14 protein-coding genes and 4 pseudogenes are annotated in these 18,982 nt (G+C 69.1%); 8 read left to right on the top strand and 10 right to left on the bottom strand.

Annotated features, from left to right (window positions below; translation table 11 throughout):
• Window positions 1-376: 376 nt before the first annotated feature.
• Both AC5K6T_RS16055 and AC5K6T_RS16050 read left to right on the top strand, forming a co-directional pair.
• The gene (locus tag AC5K6T_RS16055) at window positions 377-1,402 is read left to right on the top strand and encodes a TAXI family TRAP transporter solute-binding subunit (protein WP_493209619.1); all 1,026 of its coding nucleotides are present in this window, start codon (window positions 377-379) and stop codon (window positions 1,400-1,402) included.
• Window positions 1,403-1,608: 206 nt separating this feature from the next.
• On the top strand, window positions 1,609-3,603 hold the full coding sequence (locus AC5K6T_RS16050; protein ID WP_493209617.1) for a TRAP transporter permease: 1,995 nt from the start codon (window positions 1,609-1,611) through the stop codon (window positions 3,601-3,603).
• 97 nt (window positions 3,604-3,700) lie between these two features.
• Here the strand turns inward: AC5K6T_RS16050 and AC5K6T_RS16045 are convergent.
• Window positions 3,701-3,871, bottom strand: a pseudogene (locus AC5K6T_RS16045) (DUF6058 family natural product biosynthesis protein); the annotation flags it as partial.
• A gap of 279 nt (window positions 3,872-4,150) precedes the next feature.
• On the opposite strand from AC5K6T_RS16045, the gene AC5K6T_RS16040 reads away from it, so the two are divergent.
• On the top strand, window positions 4,151-5,110 hold the full coding sequence (locus tag AC5K6T_RS16040) for a TAXI family TRAP transporter solute-binding subunit (RefSeq protein WP_493209615.1): 960 nt from the start codon (window positions 4,151-4,153) through the stop codon (window positions 5,108-5,110).
• A 12-nt stretch (window positions 5,111-5,122) separates the two neighbouring features.
• On the opposite strand, the gene AC5K6T_RS16035 is transcribed toward AC5K6T_RS16040, so the two are convergent.
• Window positions 5,123-6,556, bottom strand: a complete 1,434-nt coding sequence (locus AC5K6T_RS16035; RefSeq protein WP_493209613.1) for a sensor histidine kinase — start codon at window positions 6,554-6,556, stop codon at window positions 5,123-5,125.
• 8 nt (window positions 6,557-6,564) lie between these two features.
• Entirely contained in the window at window positions 6,565-7,332 is a 768-nt protein-coding gene (locus AC5K6T_RS16030; RefSeq protein ID WP_493209611.1) for a response regulator transcription factor, read from the bottom strand.
• 245 nt (window positions 7,333-7,577) lie between these two features.
• On the opposite strand from AC5K6T_RS16030, the gene AC5K6T_RS16025 reads away from it, so the two are divergent.
• Window positions 7,578-8,105: an ATP-binding protein gene (locus AC5K6T_RS16025; protein WP_493209609.1), complete on the top strand. Its 528-nt coding sequence runs from the start codon at window positions 7,578-7,580 to the stop codon at window positions 8,103-8,105.
• Window positions 8,106-8,160: 55 nt separating this feature from the next.
• On the opposite strand, the pseudogene AC5K6T_RS16020 reads toward AC5K6T_RS16025, so the two are convergent.
• Window positions 8,161-8,427 (bottom strand): annotated as a pseudogene (locus AC5K6T_RS16020) (IS701 family transposase); the annotation flags it as partial.
• Between the two features lie 698 nt (window positions 8,428-9,125).
• Between AC5K6T_RS16020 and AC5K6T_RS16015 the strand changes: the two are divergent.
• Complete coding sequence (locus tag AC5K6T_RS16015) at window positions 9,126-9,521, top strand: hypothetical protein (protein WP_493209607.1); 396 nt, start codon at window positions 9,126-9,128, stop codon at window positions 9,519-9,521.
• 58 nt (window positions 9,522-9,579) lie between these two features.
• On the opposite strand, the gene AC5K6T_RS16010 is transcribed toward AC5K6T_RS16015, so the two are convergent.
• Window positions 9,580-11,166, bottom strand: coding sequence for an IS1182 family transposase (locus tag AC5K6T_RS16010; protein ID WP_493204868.1), 1,587 nt, complete (start codon window positions 11,164-11,166; stop codon window positions 9,580-9,582).
• 73 nt (window positions 11,167-11,239) lie between these two features.
• On the opposite strand from AC5K6T_RS16010, the gene AC5K6T_RS16005 reads away from it, so the two are divergent.
• Window positions 11,240-11,518, top strand: coding sequence for a hypothetical protein (locus AC5K6T_RS16005; protein ID WP_493209605.1), 279 nt, complete (start codon window positions 11,240-11,242; stop codon window positions 11,516-11,518).
• Here AC5K6T_RS16005 and AC5K6T_RS16000 read toward each other — a convergent pair whose 3' ends face one another.
• Window positions 11,519-12,511, bottom strand: coding sequence for an ISAs1 family transposase (locus tag AC5K6T_RS16000; protein ID WP_493209603.1), 993 nt, complete (start codon window positions 12,509-12,511; stop codon window positions 11,519-11,521).
• Between the two features lie 192 nt (window positions 12,512-12,703).
• Between AC5K6T_RS16000 and AC5K6T_RS15995 the strand changes: the two genes are divergently transcribed.
• A complete protein-coding gene (locus tag AC5K6T_RS15995) occupies window positions 12,704-13,513 on the top strand; it encodes a transposase family protein (RefSeq protein WP_493209601.1) in 810 nt (269 codons plus the stop codon).
• 389 nt (window positions 13,514-13,902) lie between these two features.
• On the opposite strand, the pseudogene AC5K6T_RS15990 reads toward AC5K6T_RS15995, so the two are convergent.
• From AC5K6T_RS15990 to AC5K6T_RS15980, 3 genes and pseudogenes are all read right to left on the bottom strand, one after another.
• Window positions 13,903-14,109: pseudogene (locus tag AC5K6T_RS15990) on the bottom strand (helix-turn-helix domain-containing protein); the annotation flags it as partial.
• 237 nt (window positions 14,110-14,346) lie between these two features.
• On the bottom strand, window positions 14,347-16,656 hold the full coding sequence (locus AC5K6T_RS15985; RefSeq protein ID WP_493209599.1) for an RICIN domain-containing protein: 2,310 nt from the start codon (window positions 16,654-16,656) through the stop codon (window positions 14,347-14,349).
• A 189-nt stretch (window positions 16,657-16,845) separates the two neighbouring features.
• Window positions 16,846-17,202, bottom strand: a complete 357-nt coding sequence (locus AC5K6T_RS15980; protein ID WP_493209597.1) for a transposase — start codon at window positions 17,200-17,202, stop codon at window positions 16,846-16,848.
• Between AC5K6T_RS15980 and AC5K6T_RS15975 the strand changes: the two are divergent.
• Window positions 17,187-18,086 (top strand): annotated as a pseudogene (locus AC5K6T_RS15975) (IS1634 family transposase); the annotation flags it as partial. The gene AC5K6T_RS15980 and the pseudogene AC5K6T_RS15975 overlap by 16 nt on opposite strands.
• Before the next feature lie 96 nt (window positions 18,087-18,182).
• Here the strand turns inward: AC5K6T_RS15975 and AC5K6T_RS15970 are convergent.
• On the bottom strand, window positions 18,183-18,947 hold the full coding sequence (locus tag AC5K6T_RS15970) for an IS1380 family transposase (RefSeq protein ID WP_493209595.1): 765 nt from the start codon (window positions 18,945-18,947) through the stop codon (window positions 18,183-18,185).
• Window positions 18,948-18,982 lie beyond the last annotated feature (35 nt).

Raw genomic sequence — 18,982 nt, 5'->3', positions numbered from 1 at the left:
TTGCGGTGTCCGCCGGACCGGGCGCGGATGTGCTCGACGACTGCACCGCGCGGTTCGTCGCCCAGGTCGCCGTACCTACCAGCGCGGGCTGATGCCGGACGGCAGACGCGAATCGGCGGAGCCGATGGCGGGGCAGCTCTCGAACGATCGGCTGACCGCGAAGGGCCGGCCGCCGGGGGCCGCTCTGCCCGCGCGGGCGTGGAGGCGCCGCGGCACGCCGTGGAGCGGCCTGCGGACCGGTCGCGAGTGCGAACCTTAAGGGTTGCTCAATAAGAACCGCGGAACGCTCGTCGGCCAGCCTGGCACCAGTACCGTCCCAGCCACCGTTCGCTCGTGAGCCGAGTCACGGACAACCCACCACACCGAGGAGCGCTTCATGGGACGACAGCGCCGCAGATACGGCTTCGGCCTCGCCTTGGGCCTGAGCATCACGCTGCTGACCGCCGCCTGCAGCCAGCCCGCCGAGTCCGGCAGGAGCGACGGCGGCGACGCGGCGAGGATATCCATCGCCACCGGCACGACCGCCGGCATCTACTACCCGATGGGCGGGGCGATGGCGGAGGTGATCAACCGCAAAGCCGAGGGAGTCGAAGCCAGCGCCGAGACCACTGGGGGGTCGGTGCAGAATCTCCGGCTGATCGCCGGAGGCGAGAGCGACATGGCCATCGCCCAGAGCGACGTGGTCCATCAGGCCCACCACGGCCAGGGTGAGTTCTCCGGCAAACCGGTCAAGACCCGGACCCTGATGGTGCTCTATCCGAACGTGTACCACGCCGTGTCCCTCCAGTCACGCCACGACGACCTCGGCCTCGACTGCTTCCGCGACATCAAGGGCAAACGCTTCTCCGTGGGCGCGCCCGGCAGCGGCAACGAACTGGCCACCAACCTGGTCTTCGAGGCACTGGACATGTCACCCGACAAGGACATCGAACGTCAGCGCTACGCCTACGCCGAAACCGCGCGTGCCCTGCGGGAAGGGCAGATCGACGCCGGGTCCTGGGTGGTCGGGGAGGGCCACGGATCGCTGCGCGAGCTCGAAGCCACCGACGCACTGCACCTGATCCCGATGTGCGAGGACGAGGCGGCTGCGGTCACCGAGAAGTACCCCTTCTACAACAAGCACACGATCAAGGGCGGCACCTACAGCACGGTCAAGGAGGACGTGCCGACCCTCGCCCTGTGGAACGTCGTCGCGGTCCCCACCGACATGTCCGAGGAGCGCGGCTACCAGCTGGCCCGCACGCTCTACGAGAACGTGGCCAGTCTCAACAAGGTCTATGAGGCCGGCGCCGAGTACCTCGTCCTGGAGAACCTGGCCAAGAGTCCGGTCCCGCTGCACCCCGGTGTCATCCGCTACGCGGAGGAGAAGGGCGTGCAGATCCCCGACAGGCTCCGCCCCTGACGGTCAGATCCCTGCGGGGACAGCGTCGTTGTCGGCCCCCGCAGCAGCCCCGGCTTCGGCCCGGCGTGCCTCTGCCGTCCCCCTGAAGCCGGGGCCGGCCGGACCACCCCCTGCCCGGTACCGGCCCCGGCATCCCTCTCGTCCCAGCGATCCAGAAAGGGGCAGGGCGCCCCCTGACATGTCAGCCCTGGGCGCCCCGAAGCGCTATGAGACAGACCATCGCCCCGGGCACCCCCGACAGTGCGCCTGCCTCCGAAGCGGCCGACGACCGGCCGCTGTGGCACCGGCTCGCCGCAGCCCGATGGGGCAACGGCCGGGCCGCGACCGCCGTCGGCCACGGCGTGCTCGCCCTCACGCTCGCGCTCGGCTGCTTCCAGATCTACACCGCCGTCAGTCTGAGCCTCAACTCCTACCTGCAACGCGTTCTGCACCTGATGTTCGTGCTGGTGCTGGTCTTCGTCACCCGGCCGGCGGGCAAGGGCCGGTGGGCGCGACGGCTGCCGATGGCCGTCGTCGACGCTCTCCTCGTGCTCGCCTCGGTGACCGTGAGCCTGTATCCCGTTCTGGACTACGACGGGATCGTCGCCCGCACCGGACTACCCTCCACCACCGACCTGGTCATGGGCGCCGTGGCGGTTGTGCTGCTGCTGGAAGCGTGCCGACGTGCGATCGGCACCTTCATGGCCGCACTGGTGACCTGTTTCCTGGTGTACGCCTGGGTCGGGCCGCTGCTGCCCGGTCTGCTGTCCCATCGCGGGTACACCGTCCAGCGCATCGTCTCCCACAGCTATCTGTTCCAGGAGGGCATATACGGCCTTGCCCTGGGCGTCGCCGCGTCCTTCGTGTTCATGTTCATCTTCTTCGGGGCGGTGCTGGAGAAGACCGGCGGCGGCAGCTTCTTCATCAACATCGCCTACGTACTCACCGGAAAGTACCGCGGCGGCCCCGCCAAGGGAGCGGTCGTGGCGAGTGCCCTCATGGGCTCGGTGTCCGGCAGCGCGATCGCCAACACGGTCACCACGGGCGCCTTCACCATCCCGATGATGAAGAAGGTCGGCTACCGGCCGCACGAGGCCGGCGGAGTGGAGGCGGCCGCCTCCACGGGAGGACAGCTGCTCCCCCCGATCATGGGCGCCGGTGCCTTCGTCATGGCCGAGCTGATCGGCGTGCCCTACGTCGAGATCGTCAAGGTGGCGATCATCCCCGCGCTGATGTACTTCGCGGTCATCTTCCTGTTCGTCGACATCCTGGCCCGGCGGCACGGGATCAGGGGGCTGCCCGCCGAAGACCTCCCCCGGCTGCGCGAGGTGATGGCCGGCGGCTTCCACTTCCTGCCTCCCTTCGTCCTGCTGGTCACCCTGCTCATGGTGCACGTCACGCCGCTGCTCGCCGGTCTGTACGCCACCGCCGCGCTGGCCGCGGTGGCCATGCTCCGCGCCGGCAGCCGGCTGAGCCTGAAGGAGTTCGGGGAGATCTTCACCCTGGCCGCCCGCAACACGCTCTCCGTCTCGGTGGCCACCGCGGCCGCGGGCGTCGTGGTCGGGGTGGTGGGGCTGACCGGTCTGGGGCTGAAGTTCTCCAGCATGATGCTGAGCTGGGGCGGCGGCTACCTGCTGCCGACCCTGCTGCTGATCGCGATCGCCTCGCTGGTCCTCGGGATGGGGCTGCCCGTCACCGCCGCATACATCGTGCTGATCGTGCTCGCCGGTCCCGCGCTGCTCGACCTGGGCGTGCCGCTGATCGTCGCCCACATGATCGTCTACTGGTACAGCCAGGACTCCAACGTGACACCACCGGTGGCACTCTCCGGCTTCGCGGCAGCGGGAATCGCCGGCTCCTCCCCGATGCGGACCAGTGTGGCGGCGTGGAAGTTCTCCAAGGGGCTCTACCTGATCCCGCTGCTGATGGCCTACTCACCACTCCTGCTCAACGGACCGGTCCCCGAGGTCGTACTCGCGGTGGTGACCGGCCTCATCGGCCTGCTGGCCTTCGCCGTGGCCATCGAGGGCTTCTGGCTGCGCAGGACCACCCCCCTCGAACGGCTGGCGGCGGTCGCGGCCACCGGCCTGCTGCTCAGCCCCTACCTGGTGGCCGACGTCATCGGGGCGGCACTGACGCTGGCAGTGGTGGCGACCCAGTTGAAGGGCCCCCGGCCGCCCGAACCGTCTGACCCCGAGGCCCAGGCCGCCTCGGTGGCCTGACCGGCGATGCGAGGCGCGTGCGCAGGGCTCCTGCCCGCTGTCTGCACGTGCCCGGCGCCCGCACACTGCCGACAGGGTCCGTCGGATCCGGGTCACCGCGCGGGAAGCGGGCGCGCATGGCGTCGGTGCAGGAGTCCCGGGACGTGGGTCCACCGAACCGAAGACGGTCGTAGTCCGTGAACGTCGTCTCCAGCGTGCCGAGTTCGTCGACCAGAGCGTGCAGCCCGCACCAGGGCGGTGAGCCGGCACGCGGCTCGCTCGCGGTCGCCAGGTGGTGCTGGCACGTGCTTGCACACCGGCGCGGGCATCTCCCGCACGGGACCCGGCACGCTACCGGCCGGCCGGTGGCCACGCATCGAACAGTCGTTCGCGTCACGGCGTCGCGAGGGCACTCTCGCGGAATCCGAGACCCCGACGACCGCCACACCGGTGCCATCCGCACGCAGTCGACGGCAGGCCCCCCGCCACCCGGGGATTAGGCTGAATCGCGTGGGCCGTGGGGGCGGCCCCGCGGTCAGCCGGGTTCGTCGTGTCCAGGGAGGCCTCCATGCCGGTGGCTCGTCCGCTCGCTGCCGCCGTCGCTCTGATGGCGATGCTGCTCACCGGATGTTCCGGAAGCGACGCGCCGCCTCGGCCGACCGGGGAGATCAGCGTGGCCACCGGCAATCGCGGTGGCGTCTACGCGGTGTACGGAGGCGGATACGCCGAGCTCATCGAGCGGAGCCTGCCCGAGGCGACCGCCCCGGTCCAGTACACGGGGGGCAGCGTCGACAATCTGCGCCGGGTGGGCGCGGGGGAGGCGCGGGTGGCCTTCACGCTCGCCGACTCCGCCGCGGACGCCGTCGCCGGGCGCGCACCGTTCGCCGGGCCGGTACCGGTGGTGGCGCTGGCCGCGCTCTACGAGAACTACGTGCAGCTCGTGGTCCCCGCCGACAGCCCGGTGCGCAGCGTGGCGGATCTGCGCGGGCGGCGGGTCTCCCTGGGGTCCGAGGGGTCGGGCACCGCGGTCATCGCCGAGCGGATCCTGGACGTGGCCGGGTTCTCTCCGGACGGCGACGTCGTGGGAGAGCGGCTCGACGTGCGTGCTTCGGCGTCCGCGCTGGCCGAGGGACGGATCGATGCGTTCTTCTGGAGCGGAGGCCTGCCCACGGCGGCGATCACGGAGCTGCGCCGGACCACACCGATCCGCCTGGTGGATCTCGGCGACGTGGTCGGCCCCCTGACCCGGTCCTACGGTGACCTGTACACGGAGACCACTGTGCCGGCCGTCGTCTACGGCGAGCAGAGCGCCGTGAGCACGGTGAGCGTACCGAACTTCCTGGTGGTGCGGCCGGACATGCCGGATGCGGAAGCGTACTGGCTGACCCGGGTGCTGTTCGAGGGACAGCAGGACCTCATCCGCCACCATCCAGAGGCCCGTCGACTCGATCGCCGTACGGCGATCGCCACCTACCCGCTGGAGCTGCACCCGGGCGCGGAGCGGTGGTACCGGGAGTCCCAGCACTGACACATACCGTGGTCAGGCCGTCGTGCCCGGGGGCGGGGGAGCGGCGGGCAGCCGTACGGTCGCCGCGAGGCCGTGCGGCTCGGCTGCGGCGAGGCGCAGTTCGCCGCCGCCCGCCTCGACCATCAGGCGCGTGAGGGCGAGTCCCAGACCCGTGCCCCGGACGTTCTGGTGACGGGTGCTGCGCCAGAACCGCCCGCCTGCCCGGGCCAGTTCCTCAGCGGTCAGTCCGGTGCCCCCGTCGCGCACCGTCACGTCCACCACCGCGCCGCCCTGTCCTGTGCCTTCGTCGTTGTCGCTGTCCCCGCCCGGGGCGCGGGTGACCGAGACGCTCACAGGGGTGCCGTTGCCGAACTTGAGGGCGTTGTCGAGCAGGGTGTCCAGGGCGTGGTCGAGACTGTCGGGCAGCGACAGCGCGCTCATCCCCTGCGGAACCTGCGTGGTGAGGGGTACGCCCTCCGCCTCGTAGGCCGTGCGCCAGGCGTCGACCCGGTGGGCGACCACGGCCGTGACGTCCACGGGAACGCGCTCCGCCTCGGACGCCTCCGCCCTGGCCATCCGCAGCAGCCCGTCGAGGATCTCACCGAACCGGTCGGCCTCCTCGGCGGCGATGTGCAGTTCGTGCAGGCCACGTGGGTCGTTCACGTAGTCCTCGAGGTTCTCCACGCGCAGCCGGAGCGCGGTCAGCGGATTGCGCAGCTGGTGGGAGGCCTGTGCCACGAACGCGCGCTGTTGTTCCTGCGAGGCGTGCATGCTGTCCGCCATCACGTTGAAGCTGTTGGCGAGCCGCCGCAGCTCCGGAGCGCCGGTCCGCTCCGAGACCTTGGTCTTCAGCCGCCCGAGGGCCACCTCGTGCGTGGCCCGGTCCAGCTCGTGAACCGGGCGGAGCACCCACCGCACCACCGGCGTGGCCACCGCGATCACCACGGCGGCCAGTGCGGCGAGGCCGCCCAGCGTGACGAGGGTCAGGTGGTCGGCCACCTGCGAGCGGGCCTGGTCCGTGGGCGAGACGATGAGCACGGCGCCCAGCACATGGCCGTCGCGCTTGACCGGCTCAGCCAGCACGAAGGGGCGTTCGTCCCACGGCCACATCAGGCCGGGCTGCCGGGCGGGCCGGTCGGCCAGGGCACGCAGCAGCGCAGCCTGGACCCGCGGCTCCTCCAGGTCGAGAGGGCGCGGTGCGACGACGATCTCCCGGTCCGCGTCGACGACGACGACCCGGGAGTCGTACAGGGCGGTATACCGGTCGGCGGCCGCCTCAAGGCGGTCGGTCCGTCCCGATTCGAGGGTGGTGGCGGCCATGTCGGCGAACCAGGTGCCGTCCTGGACGCGTCCGATGAACGACGTCTGGACCGTGTGCTCCGCGGTGGCCCGGACGAGAGGGACGCTGAGCGCCAGGATGAGCCCCGTGACCAGGGCGAAGACGATGACGAGAAGTCGGCGGCGCATCGGCTGTCTCAGGCCTCGGCCGCCGCGGGCGGCGAGGCGGAGGGCGGGCGGCCCGGGGGTGAGGACGGCGCAACCTCCGGCGTGGTGTCCGACGCAGCCTCCGGGGATGCTTCGTCGGCGGTGGTGAGCCGGTAGCCGACGCCTCGCACCGTCCGCACCACGCTTCCCGCCCGCCCCAGCTTGGACCGCAGGTTGGCCATGTGCACGTCGAGGGTGCGCGACATGCCGTCGTACGTCGTGTGCCACACCTCGACGATGATGCGGTCCCGGGGCACGGCGGCGCCGTCGGCGCGCACCAGTACGGCCAGCAGGTCGAACTCCTTGCGGGTCAGCGGCACCGGCTGCCCGTCCAGGGCGACCGTGCGCCGCGGCAGGTCGATCTCGAGGCCGTCGATGGTGACGAGCCGGTCCTCCCCGGCCCGCCGGGGCATGCTGCGCCGGAGCACCGCCTCGATACGGGCCAGCAGCTCGGCGGCGCTGAACGGCTTGACCACGTAGTCGTCGGCTCCGCTGCGCAGCCCCCGCACCCGGTCGGGCTCGCCCCCTCTGGCGGTCACCGCGATGACGGGGACCGAGCCGCGGCCACGCAGCTCCCGGCACACCTCGATGCCGTCCCGGTCCGGCAGGCCCAGGTCCAGCAGGACCAGGTCGACGGCGGGCGCGGCCAGCGCCTCGGCGGCGCTGGCCGCGCGCCACACCTCGTACCCGTTGCGCCGCAGTGAGCCGGTCAGAGCCTCGGCGACCCGGTTGTCGTCCTCGACAAGCAGTATGCGCACAGAGCCTCCCGGTGCCTCGCACGCCGGATCCTCAAGTCCCGCCAGGGCGTACATACCCAGGGCGTGAATACCCAGGGCGTGATGCCCCAGGGCAGGGGTCCGAGCCGTCGAGTCGAGCGTAGAAGTGATCTCTGCCACTCGACCCTAAACCTATGTTAAGAGCACAGGCATCCCCTGTTGCCGGCGCATGACGACTGTCACGGTCAGGGTAGAGCGAAGCCCCCAGCCCCGGGAGATGGCAAGAGATGAGCATGACCACGGTGCCGTCCGAGCCGCGACGGCGAACAGCCCACGAACCCGAGGCCGACGACACAGACTCGCAGGCGCGGCACACGCATACGACCGACAACCACGCACAGCCGCTCTTCCACGCCCTCAGCGTCCCCGCAAGAGACCCGGCCGCCGTACCCATAGCCCGCCGGCTGCTCCTCTCGACCATTCGCACCTGGGAACTCCCGCTCACGGACGAGACACTGCACGATCTTGAACTGCTGACGGGCGAAGCCATCGCCAACGCGGTGCTCCACACCACCGGACCGTGCTCGGTGTCGGTGCGTTGGACAGGGGCCCGACTGAGGGTGGAGGTCACCGACACCGCCGACCGGCTGCCCACCCGGCGCGGGCTCCAGCCGCACGCCGAATGCGGCCGGGGCCTGACTCTCATCGCAGCACTGGCGGCAAGCTGGGGCAGCGCCGGAACCGCCACCGGCAAGGTCACGTGGTTCGAGGTGGCGCCCGCGTCGCCCCGTGACCTCGAAAGTTCAGCCCGGTGATCTCCACGACCGGGTAGCACAGCCCTCGGCGAAGCACGGAACGCCCGTCGACGCCCGACCGCGTCCCCTTCTCGACGACCTGGGCGTCGTCCAGCACCGGCGTGGCCTGCGCGTCACCCAGCTGACCAGCGCCGTAGTCCTGCACCTCGACCAGCAGCGCACCCGCGTTCCGGTACGCCTCACCGAGGAACTTCTGGATCCGGTGCGGGGCGGCATGCCCGGCCCGCTCGGCCATGGTCCAGCCGTTCTCGCGGCCCAGGTCCGGCAACAGGCCCTCGACCAGATCCGCGAACACCTCCCGCGGCTCCGGCCGCGCGAAGAGTACCGCGGCGAGGGGTACCAGGTCCGGGGCCGCGGGCCGCTTGTCCGGCCTGGTCGGTGACCGGCGTCGGCGGACGTTCCGTGCGGCCGGCCCGAGTTCCGCCGTCAGCCTCGCGACGGTGTTCACCGACACCCGCCGGCCCCGGCGGATCATGCCGAACCCGGGAACAACGCCGTCGGACTCCGAACCACAGCCCTCCGCCCCTACAGGCGACCGCCGGCCCTCCTCGGACTCAACTGACCTGCGCCGACGCGCGATCGACCAACTCCTTTGATCGCCCTGCCTCAAGGACCTCTTCACCCTTCACGCAGCACCGGCTTCGAGGTCACGTTTCCATATCGACGCGCTCGACGGCTCGATGAAGGGCCCGACGCCGACAGCCACTGACCCTTTGCCAGAAGACACCCTCATACGTCCGTCCGCCCAGAAGCGGCCACCGTCCAGACACTGCCGCCGCCCCGATGGCCAGGTGACCCGTGCACACGCACGTCAAGAGGTCGATGAACAAGGCGGCGTAAAGCTTCCCCGGGCTCCGGCCGGAGCGAGCGGGCCGTGAGTGATCTTCACGAATTCCTCCCTTGACGATCACGCCATGGCACATCAGGTGTCATGGCGTGATCACAGGAGTCGTGTTGAGACTGAGACAACGGGGAAGGGCGAGAGCCGCGCGCAGGTCGCCGAGACGTACCGCGCTGGCTGTGGCTGTCGTGCTGGCGGCCGAGACGGCACTGGTGTCGCAGGTCTTCGCCGCCGCGGACCGCGTCACCACGCAGGCGCCGGTTGCCGACAGGTCTGCCAAGCTGGCTGCGTTGTCGGCTGATTCGACGGCAGCGGCGTTGCTGATGGCCCGGTTGCAGGGCCGCAAGATCGAGGTGCTGTCGGAGCGTTCGGCCAGTGCGACGACATACGCGCTGCCGAACGGGCAGGTACAGACGTCGACGTACGCGGCGCCGATCCGGCAGAAGGCCGACGGGGTCTGGCGCAACATCGACACCACGCTCGCCGACGAGGGCAGCGCCCTGGAGCCTGAGGTGGCGGTCGCGGACATCTCGGTCTCCGACGGTGGGGACACGGCGCTCGCGTCAGTCATCTAGAAGGCTGCTGAAAATCTTGTTGGGGGCTGTCCGGCCTGAGGCCGGATGGCCCCTTTCCCTATGCGGTGGCGGGGGTGAGGTGCCAGGTAGTGCTGGTCCGGGTGAGTCCGAGGTTGATCAGTCGGCGGAGGTTGAGGGCGGCGGCGCGGTGGTGGAGCCAGATGTTGTTGGCGATCACGCCGCGGTGGGGGACTCTGCGGTTGCCTTTGCCGACGAGCCAGGCGATGGCGCGTTCGACGGGGGGCCGCCATCGGCGGTATTCGTCCTGCCAGGCGGGGTCGGTGGCGGCCTGGTGGCGGGCGGCGGCCAGCAGTTCGTGCTGGGGGTGGACGTTCACGGTGCGTCCGGTCTTGGAGGTGGTGCAGCGTTCCCGCAGGGGGCAGTCGGCGCAGAGGCGTTTGAACTGGGCGGTGCGGGCGCCGTCTGCTTTGACCTGCCCGAGGTTGGCGGTGTGTCCGGCCGGGCAGGTCGCGGTGCCGGCGGCCAGGTCGAGGCGGAAGTCGTCGATGGTGAAGCCGCCGGGGACGGCCGTCCGGATCGGCGGCGGTTTGATCACCAGGGTGTGGCCCTGGCCTTGAAGGCGCTCGCGCAGTTCGCCGGTGCCGTAGGCGGAATCGCCGAGCACGGTTAACTCCGTGCCCTCTTCTTCGTCGGCCAGCAGGTCGGCGGCGATGGCGGCCTCGTGGTTGCCGGGCCCGTAGCCGCCGGTCAGGGCGACGGCGGTGAACAGTGCGGTCTCCGGCTCGAAGGAGACATGTCCTTTGAAGCCGTCCTGGTGGCGGGTGCGGTTCTTGTGGATGTGCCGGGCGTCGGGGTCGACGGTGGACACCGTCCGGTCGGGTGCTGTGCGCTTGGCGATGCGCCAGCGGCCGTCGCGGCCGTCGGAGTCCTTGGCGGGTTCCACGTCCTGTCCGGCGACCAGGGCCAGCAGGCCGACGGCGTCCGCCGCCTTCTCGCCCAGGTTCTGCTCGGGCAGGTGTCCGAGCAGGTTGAGGGCGTCGGTGACCAGCGCGTCGACCAGCGCGGCGCGGGCCGTCTCGTCGTCCCAGGCGATCCTCGGTTTGCCCGGGTTGGTGTAGTCGTGGGCCGTGCACCACCGGCCGGCCGTCTCCTGGCCGCCGGGAACCTCTCGGATCACCCGCCGGATCGCGGAAATGATCTGGGTGACGGTGTCCTGGGTGGCCACCGCGTCATCGAGGACGGTGGAGTCCAGCGCCCGCCGCTGCTTGCCCTTGAGCACCCCGGTCGCGGCCACGACCTCCTTGACCTTGGTGAAGATCCGCGTCGGATCGGCCGAGTTGCGCAGGCGGCGCCGGAAGTACGTCAACAACGACGGATCGAACGCGGTGTCGTGCAGGCCGAGCCCGCAAGCGGCCTTCCACCGCAGGTCACACCGCAATTCCTGAACGACCTCGAAGTCCGACAGCCCGTGCAGGCTCTGCAGCACCACGGTCGCGGCCAGGACCTGTGGCGGCAGACTCGGACGGCCGTTGGACGAGGGATACATGTCCGCGAACATCTCCGCCGGGAACAGCACCTCGCGGTGCTCGGCCAGGAACGCGAACACACTCCCCGCCGGGATCAGCTCCCGGCACGTCTCCCACACATCCGGCCCGACCGGCTCCCCGGCCCATTCCCCCTGCATGCCTACAAGACTGGCCCCGACTCCACCGAGCCGGGGCCAGAACACCAGATTTTCAGCAGCCTTCTTGGGGGCGATGGACAAGGCGCCCGAGGGCCCGCTGGAGTACCGCATATCCATGCGGCTGAAGGGGCTTCTGCTGTCGGTGGCCGACTCCGGCCACCTGCTGCTGAAGGACATGGCCGGGAAGCTGGTCGCCGAGGCGCCCGCGCCGATGATGTGGGACTCCTCCACGGACCGTAAGTCCGGCGAGTCGAAGCATCAGGCCAGGGTCGCCACAAAGGTCGACACCGCGCAGGACGGGTCGCAGACCCTGGTCCTGAAACCGGACGCCGGCTACTTCACCAGGGCTTGATCAAGTTCCCTGAGTCACGTCTCTCACGTGGTGCAGGGTCTCGACGGCCCAGTGGCCGCGGACGGCGGCGGCGAGTTCGGCCGGGGTGGTCTGGTGGGCGTCGAGGCTGGTGACGGCGTAGATGGTCTCGCGGCTCTCGCGCTCGCCGGTCTGTTTGCGGCGTCGGTGGACGCGGAGGGCGAGGCGGCCGTGGGGGAAGGCGATCCCGCCGAGTTCGTCGGCGATGCCGCAGGTCTTGATCGAGCGGGACTCCCGGCGGCCGTGTCCGGCAGAGGAAGCGGTGTGCTGGACGGCGATGTCCGGCCGGGGCAGGGCGGTGAGCTGCCGGTGGGCGGTCGGCTGATTCCGCTTGATCATGGCAATGTAGTGGGCGTTCTTCGTCTCGACCAGCCAGGTGACGTTCGCCTTGACCGAGTGCAGGGCGTCGAAGGTGACGACGGTGCCGGTCAGGTCCAGCGGTTCGAGCAGGGGCCGGAAGTGCGCGGTCTCGTTCGTCTTGGTTCCGACCTGGGCCTGGGCGAGGGTCAGGGCCCGGTGGTGAGTGACGGCGGAGAGCAGGTGTCTGCGGCCGGCGGACAGGCGGGCTGATCCTCGCAGTGACTTGCCGTCGACGGCGATCACCTGTCGTTTCCCCGAGACTGTTCCCGCGGTGTTCCGGGCGGTGAGGTAGGCGCCGACCGCTTGGTCCAAGGCGTCACCGTCGACGGCCGCGAGCACGCGGCCGATCGTGGTCCGCGAGGGGGCACGGCGCCATCTGAGCGGGTGCCGGCGGACTCCGACGGCCGTCAGCACGGTGTCCGAGGCCCGTGCCGCCCACTCGGCGATCTCATCCACACTCCTCATTCCGGAGACGGCCGCGCAGGCACAGACGAGGAGGATCGCGGTCAGCGGGTACCAGCGGCCCCGCCTCGCCCGCGGGTCGGACACCCGCTCCAGAAAGGGACGCAGGTCAGCGACTTGACTGGCATCCAGCGGACCCAGCTTCACCAGCACCGGCGGGATGAGAGAAGATGCAGCGGCAGGCACGGGCCACCTCATGATCGTTGAGCTTCGACACCCCAATGATCACGAAGCCCGTGCCTGCTCCGCTATGCACCCCAACCGGTCACGCCCGACCAACCGCCCGACCCCGGAACTCGCCCAAGCCCTGCTCACAAGATCGTCCGTTGAACCAGAGGCTTCACGTTGGTCACCTATGTTGCCACGCTCGACGTCCCGCGCCACGTCGTCGAGTTCCTCGCCCGGCTGCTGGCCGCCCACCGGCGGCAGATCGGCACGCCGAAGGGCTCGCGTGCGCTCGGACCGTTCCGGCAGGCGGTGCTGGTGCTGCGCTGGTTCCGTGAGCGCGGCTGCGTGCACTGCCTGGCCCGCGATGCAGGGGTCTCGCAGGCCACCGGCTACCGCTACCTGCACGAGGGCATCAACGTCCTCGCCTACCAGGCCCCCGACCTGCACGAAGTCCTCGCCCGCTGCCGGCGCGAGGGCATGACGCACGGGGTCCTGGACGGCACGCTGATCGAATCGGACCGCCTCGCCGGCGTCCGGGACAACGGGAATGACCTGTGGTTCAGCCAGAAGCACAAGGCGTTCGGCGGCAACATCCAGTTCCTGTCGGCCCCGGACGGCACCCCGCTGTGGGCCTCCGACGTCGAGCCGGGCTCCACCCCGGACATCGCCGCCGCCCGTATTCACGCCCTGCCCGCCCTGTACAAGGCGGCGGCCGAGGGCCTGCCGACCCTGGCGGACAAGGGCTACATCGGCGCGGGCATCGGCATTCGCATCCCGGTCCGCCGCCCAAGAGGCAAGTCCGAACAGGCGCTTCACACCGATACCCGCATGCTCAACATGTGGCTGCGGCATGTCCGGGCCCTGGGCGAGCGGACCGCCGCCGAGCTCAAGCAGCGATGGCGCACCTTGCAACGTGTCACGCTCAGCCCCAGCCGGATCGGCGACATCGCCCGCGCCGCCCTCGTCCTCAACGGAATCTGGAAGTGATCACCGCTGAGAAAACCTCAATGGTGGCCCAGAGGGCAGGAGCGGGAGCTATTTGACCCGGCAAAGGTACGCACTACGCGGTACCGCTACCGGGGATCAAGAATTCCCTCACCCTGGCCGCTGGCGACAGTATGAGGACCCGGACACGGCCCGAAATGTGGCTTGTGGAGAGCCCGTTGCGTTGACGAGGCGCACGGCGGGTTCGGAAGGCGGTCCGGGGAAACGGGCTGGTCGAAAGGCCAGTACCGCGCCCCGGGCTGACCTTACCGACTCCACGGTGAGATAGGGCACATCCCGCCCGTCGAATACGAAGCCAACTACTACACCGAACTCAAGAAACCCCAGGTCATCACCACAATCTGAGATCTCTACCGAACCCGGGGCGGTTCACCGGCCCCCTTGGACACCAGAGCCGCTCTGCCGCCCTGGCGCCAGGCGGCGTGCCAGGCGTACGCCGACTTCCGCGACACCCCTATCCGGCGGGCCACCTCCGGCGGCCGCACCCCCTGCTCGAACATCTCCGCGGCCTCGAAGCGCACAGCTTCACGCTTCGCCCGCCCTGCAGCGGTCAGACCGCCGCCGTCCGCGTACCTCATAACGAGGATGTAGCACCGCCAACGCCCGCTGTCACCCCACCCTTTCAACCTCAGGCGGCACATCGAAGCTCCGTTGGGCGCAGGCGACTTGGCAAGGTCACCTCCACAACGGAGCTTCGTTGCGTCCGGTCGCGCGCGCTCCCAGCATCGTCACACCGCCGTGACCTGCACACTCACGACATCACCGCGACTTTGCAACCGCCCTGCCGGGGTCCTGGGCACCTCCCCTCGGCGAATTCACAGGGAAGTGAGACTGAACTGGGTGAAACGCTGGTTGTGATAGTTGGCGTGGCAGTCGTACAACCCGACTTCCGCTCCCTCCCGACGGCTATCGCCGGTGATGTCCATGCACACGGTCCGAGATTGGAGAATGTACCAGCTACTCATGGTGCCGTCGGCATTGAAGTTCCACTTATCAGCGTAGCGGCTGCAGTCTCGAAGCGTTACATGAGCCGAAGCCCGGCTGAAAATAGTGGCGGCAGTCCAGCTAGCATTCAGGCACTGCAGGCCACGGCCGCCGTTGACCTCGATATGCCTGTTTTCTGAATTGTATGTGAACCGCTGTCCGGCGGACCCGTCGCAGGTCTTCATGACGATCCGTTCGTCCCAGCCGCCGGTGTCTGGGGCCGTCAGGCATTTTCCGGTGCTCGGGTTCACCAGCGGCATTGGCTGGTCGGTGGTCCGGGTGATGAAGTCGAAGTTCTGATTCGAATCCCGGCTCTTGTTCGAGGACTTGTAGACGGTCACCGGGGCGCCGTCGTCGGTGCGGTTTTCGTACACGTCCAGCACCAGACCGGTCTGGGTGTTCGTGATGTGCCCGGCCGTGTCGACTCTCCATGTCAGCCCCGCCTGCGACGGCGGCAGGGTGCAGGAGCGGCTCCACACGGGCGCGCTCAGGTGGGTACCGTTCGGCGCCGCGCACAGTGCGTCGTCTCCGCGGAAGACTCTCAGCTGCCCTCTCGTGGTGAGCGTGATCATCTGCTTCGCCGACGTCCGGTCGCACGGCTGCAGTGTCCAGGGCGCGAATGGCTGGGCGCTGCTGGCTCCCAGGCACTTGCCGCTGTGCTGGTCGATGAGCCATGCCGTCGGGAGCGACGGGTTCATGTGGTCGTGTGAACGCTTCGCCCGTACAGCCTGCGCGGAGGTCAGTATTCTTCCCGTGGGATCGGTCTGCGCGAGCATGCCGCCGGGCCCGAGGACCACGACGTCCTTGAGTTTGGCCGTGGTGGTCGAGGGTGCCGATTGCACGCCGGCGGAGACGAGGCTTTGGAAGTCAGTGAGGCTGCTGCCGGCAAGGGCTGGGTTGCCGGATGCGTCGATCACCACCCGGACTGGTTTGCCGGTCCTCTCGGCGTAGACCGCCACCTTCTCGCCGATCTTTGCCCTGATACCGCTCTTGAAGGCATCCGCAGTCCTCTGCCCGGACATGCGGACGGCGTCTCCGAGGAAGGTCCCGTCCGTGGCCACGTAGTCCGGCGTCAGTCCGCTGACCGGCTCACCCGGCTTGAAATCGGTGATCCCCGCCTCGAACATCCGCTTGGCCGCGATCGCCTCCCGCACATTGTCGAGGTTGCCCTTGGGCAGGTACGTCATCTCCACGCCCTGCTTATTTGGCTCCGCGAACTCCTTCTGGAGATTGTCGAACTTCACCGTGGCATCGGCGGCGGGCTTGGTGGGGTCTGCCAGCGAGTCCGCGAAGTCACCGACCAGCTTCGTGTAGGTGTCAGCGGCCCCGGGGACCTTGCCGATCCTCCCGTTGGGTTCGAGGAGCCTCGCAATGGCCTTGTTCTTCTTGCCGAGCTGCCCGCTCTCCGATTTGACCTCGGTGACCACCTCCTCGCGCCAGTTCGCGTTCCAGAGGTCCTTGTTGTCCGCGCTCATGGCCGAGGAGTCGCCGTCGAATGATCCGATCTGGTCGTACGTGGGCACCGCCCCCTCTGCGGAGGCATCGCTGATGGCCACGGCTTCCCGAAGCAAATCGGCGGCCGCCGACTGGATCTTCCTGGCGAGGTCGGCTTCGATCATGTCGGCCGTCGCGGTGCCGTCGTACACCGATAGCAGGTCCTGGGCCAGGGCCTCTGCGTCTGCTCGCGCTATATCCAGCTCGGGCTGAACCTGCTCCCCGGTCAGGCCTGGACCGGCGGCGGCTTCGTCCAGAATGTCGAAGGCTTCATTGACCTCCCCGAGCGCCCGTTCCGCGACGGTCTCCAGCTCAGGAAGCCATCGAACCGGCAGCTCCATCCCATTGATCGGTCGCGCGGTGCCCACATGGCCGAACGCCCTACCGAAAGTCCTCGCCGGAACCGGACCCGCCGGGCTGAAACTGGCGATGGTAACCATCCAGTCCAGCACGTCGAAGAATTTCGCCGCCTTCGGGTTATTCTGTCGCCAATTTTGCCATTGTGTCGCCGACCATCCGCAGCCAGACTTCGGGCAGGGGGCCGCCGAGGCCGTAGTGCCTTCCGGCAGGGCAGGCGGCACGATCGCGATGACGCTCCCAACCGCAAGCGCCGCCACCGCGCGGCCGATCTTTCCTCTGAAAACCATGGGTGGTGATCCGTTCTCTTCTCGTTGCGGGCTGCGTATGTGAGTCAGCTCTCGCTACAACGGAACCGGCCCAAGTCGGCATGCCGGCAGCTTGAGTTGCTCACAGACACTGGCAAACAGTGTGAGACCTGCAGGACCGGCGGCACAGCGTAGAATTACCTGCATCAGTGCTCAGCCTGTTACTATTGATCAGAAACTCATGGGGTTCTCGTCCAGGACGTAGCGGACGTGTGGGCCGCCGAAGTAGCCGCGGACGATGTGTGGCTGGCGCTGGCGTCTGCGGAAGAAGCGGCGGGTTTCGGCGGCGAGTTCGGCCTGGTCACGGGCTCGGTGCTGCCGGGGCAGGCTGTGCTTGAGGTCGGCGTTGACCAGCTCGTCAGGGTTCAGCTCTGGCGAGTACGGCGGCAGGAAGTGCAGTTCGACGTCGTAGGGGTGGGCGGCGAGGCAGTCGCGGACCCTCTTGGAGCGGTGGGCGGAGTGCCCGTCGACCACGAGGTGGACCTTGTGGTCGAAGTGGCCGGCAAGCCGGTCCAGGAAGCGGCACATCGGCGCTGATCCGGCAGGTCAAGGACGACATGCGTAACTGGATCCTCTCCAGGATCGTGTGGGTCGCCGACCGCGGCTTCGCCTCCGAACGCAACCGCCACCACCTGCGCACGGGCGACCATCACTACATCATCGGCGAGAAGCTGCGCTCCGGGTCGGCCGAGGCCACCGAGGCGCCGGCCCGCCAGGGCCGCTACCAGGACGTCCGCGCCAACCTGAGGGTCAAGGAGGTCCGCATCCGTGAGGACGAACGGTTCGTCATCTGCTTCAACCCCGAGGCCGCCGACCGCGACGCGAAGGTCAGAGACCGCCTCGTCGCCCACCTCACCGAGCTGATCGACAACACCGACAAGCTCACGCCGACCAGGCGGGCCGAGTTGCGCGGGGTGATCTCCACCAAGCCCGGACTCAACCGCTACCTGCGCGTCACGCCCGGCGGGCTGCTGCGCATCGACGCCGCGAAGATCAAGGCCGAGGAGAACCTGGACGGCAAGTACCTGCTGCGCACCTCCGACCCCAAGATGACCACCGAGGACATCGCGCTCGGCTACAAGCAGCTCCTCGAAGTCGAACGCGGCTGGCGGGACATGAAGCAGGTCATCGACCTGCGGCCGGTGTTCCACCGCAAGGAAGAACGCATCCGCGCTCACGTTCTGCTCTGCTGGCTCGCCCTGCTCCTGGCCCGCATCGCCGAAACCCACACCGGGCAGACCTGGCCGAACCTGCGCCACGAACTCGACCGCATCAAGCTCGGCACCTTCACCGGCCCCGCCGGCACCTTCCAGCAGCGCACCGAGATCACCAAACCACAACGCGACCTGCTCCACGCCCTCAAGCTCGACCCACCGCCACGGATCTACCAGCTCACCCCCGCGAGCCGCTGACCAGTACGAACCACCAGCCCTAGATACACGCCGTCACACCAGCCGAGGGCGCGTTTCCGCACGTCAACCCCCGAATTCACGGACTATCCCACTACATCAACTGCGGAACCCGGGCCAGAGTTGGGGCAGGTGGAGGGTGAGGCGGCGGGCTCCGGTGGCGATCCGGGCGGGGACGTGGACCAAGTGACGGCGGATGGTGCCGGTCCGTGCCCGGGCGTGGAAGACGGAGGCGAGGTAGCCGGCGGCCCGGGTGAGGTTGTAGGCGGTGGCCGCGAGAGTGAGCCAGGCGGCGTTCGCGGTGAACTTCCCCGACGGCAGGTGGGCGAGCGCGGAGTCTTCCAGGTCGGCGAAGACCTGCTCGACCTGGGCATGTTCACGGTGCATGGGTTCGGCCTGGGCCAGGACGAACGGGCTGCCGGTGAAGATGACGTGGTGGCGCCAGACGCCGAACAACTCGGCCTGCCCCTCGGGCACGCTCTTCGGGTTCAGGCGCTTCACGCGGCGCACGATCAGCCGGGCGGTGGTGTGGAACGCCTTCTTCTTGCTGGTGAACGCGGTGAAGGGGACCTCGGCGATCTCGGCGTCGGAGATCCAGCGTTCTTCTTCGGCGTCCCAGACGGCGGCGGCGTACTGGATCGGTGTCCAGGCGTCCTCGGGAATGGCGGCGATGGCCTGGCGGATCTTCTTCCTGACCGCGACCGCGAGTGAGAACCGTGCGCCGGCCTTGCGGCAGACGTCGACGGCCTTGTGGGAGAAGTACGCGGAGTCGGCGCGGACGATGACCTGCGCGGTGATGCCCATCGCCCGCACGGTGGCCAGCGCCTCACGCAGCAGTGACGCGGCGCCCTTGCCGGAGAGCAATGCTCAAGACCTGTGGATCGACCCCGGGAGGAACG

The organism is Streptomyces sp. B8-7 (assembly GCF_058833805.1).
Note: the sequence above shows the minus strand (reverse complement) of the source record. Positions and strands in the feature narration are given on the sequence as shown.

Coding starts and splice junctions, on each gene's coding strand:
- AC5K6T_RS16055 (WP_493209619.1), top strand. CDS start 377: ATGGGACGACAGCGCCGCAGATACGGCTTCGGCCTCGCCTTGGGCCTG.
- AC5K6T_RS16050 (WP_493209617.1), top strand. CDS start 1,609: ATGAGACAGACCATCGCCCCGGGCACCCCCGACAGTGCGCCTGCCTCC.
- AC5K6T_RS16040 (WP_493209615.1), top strand. CDS start 4,151: ATGCCGGTGGCTCGTCCGCTCGCTGCCGCCGTCGCTCTGATGGCGATG.
- AC5K6T_RS16035 (WP_493209613.1), bottom strand. CDS start 6,556: ATGCGCCGCCGACTTCTCGTCATCGTCTTCGCCCTGGTCACGGGGCTC.
- AC5K6T_RS16025 (WP_493209609.1), top strand. CDS start 7,578: ATGAGCATGACCACGGTGCCGTCCGAGCCGCGACGGCGAACAGCCCAC.
- AC5K6T_RS16010 (WP_493204868.1), bottom strand. CDS start 11,166: ATGCAGGGGGAATGGGCCGGGGAGCCGGTCGGGCCGGATGTGTGGGAG.
- AC5K6T_RS16005 (WP_493209605.1), top strand. CDS start 11,240: ATGGACAAGGCGCCCGAGGGCCCGCTGGAGTACCGCATATCCATGCGG.
- AC5K6T_RS15985 (WP_493209599.1), bottom strand. CDS start 16,656: ATGGTTTTCAGAGGAAAGATCGGCCGCGCGGTGGCGGCGCTTGCGGTT.
- AC5K6T_RS15980 (WP_493209597.1), bottom strand. CDS start 17,202: ATGTGCCGCTTCCTGGACCGGCTTGCCGGCCACTTCGACCACAAGGTC.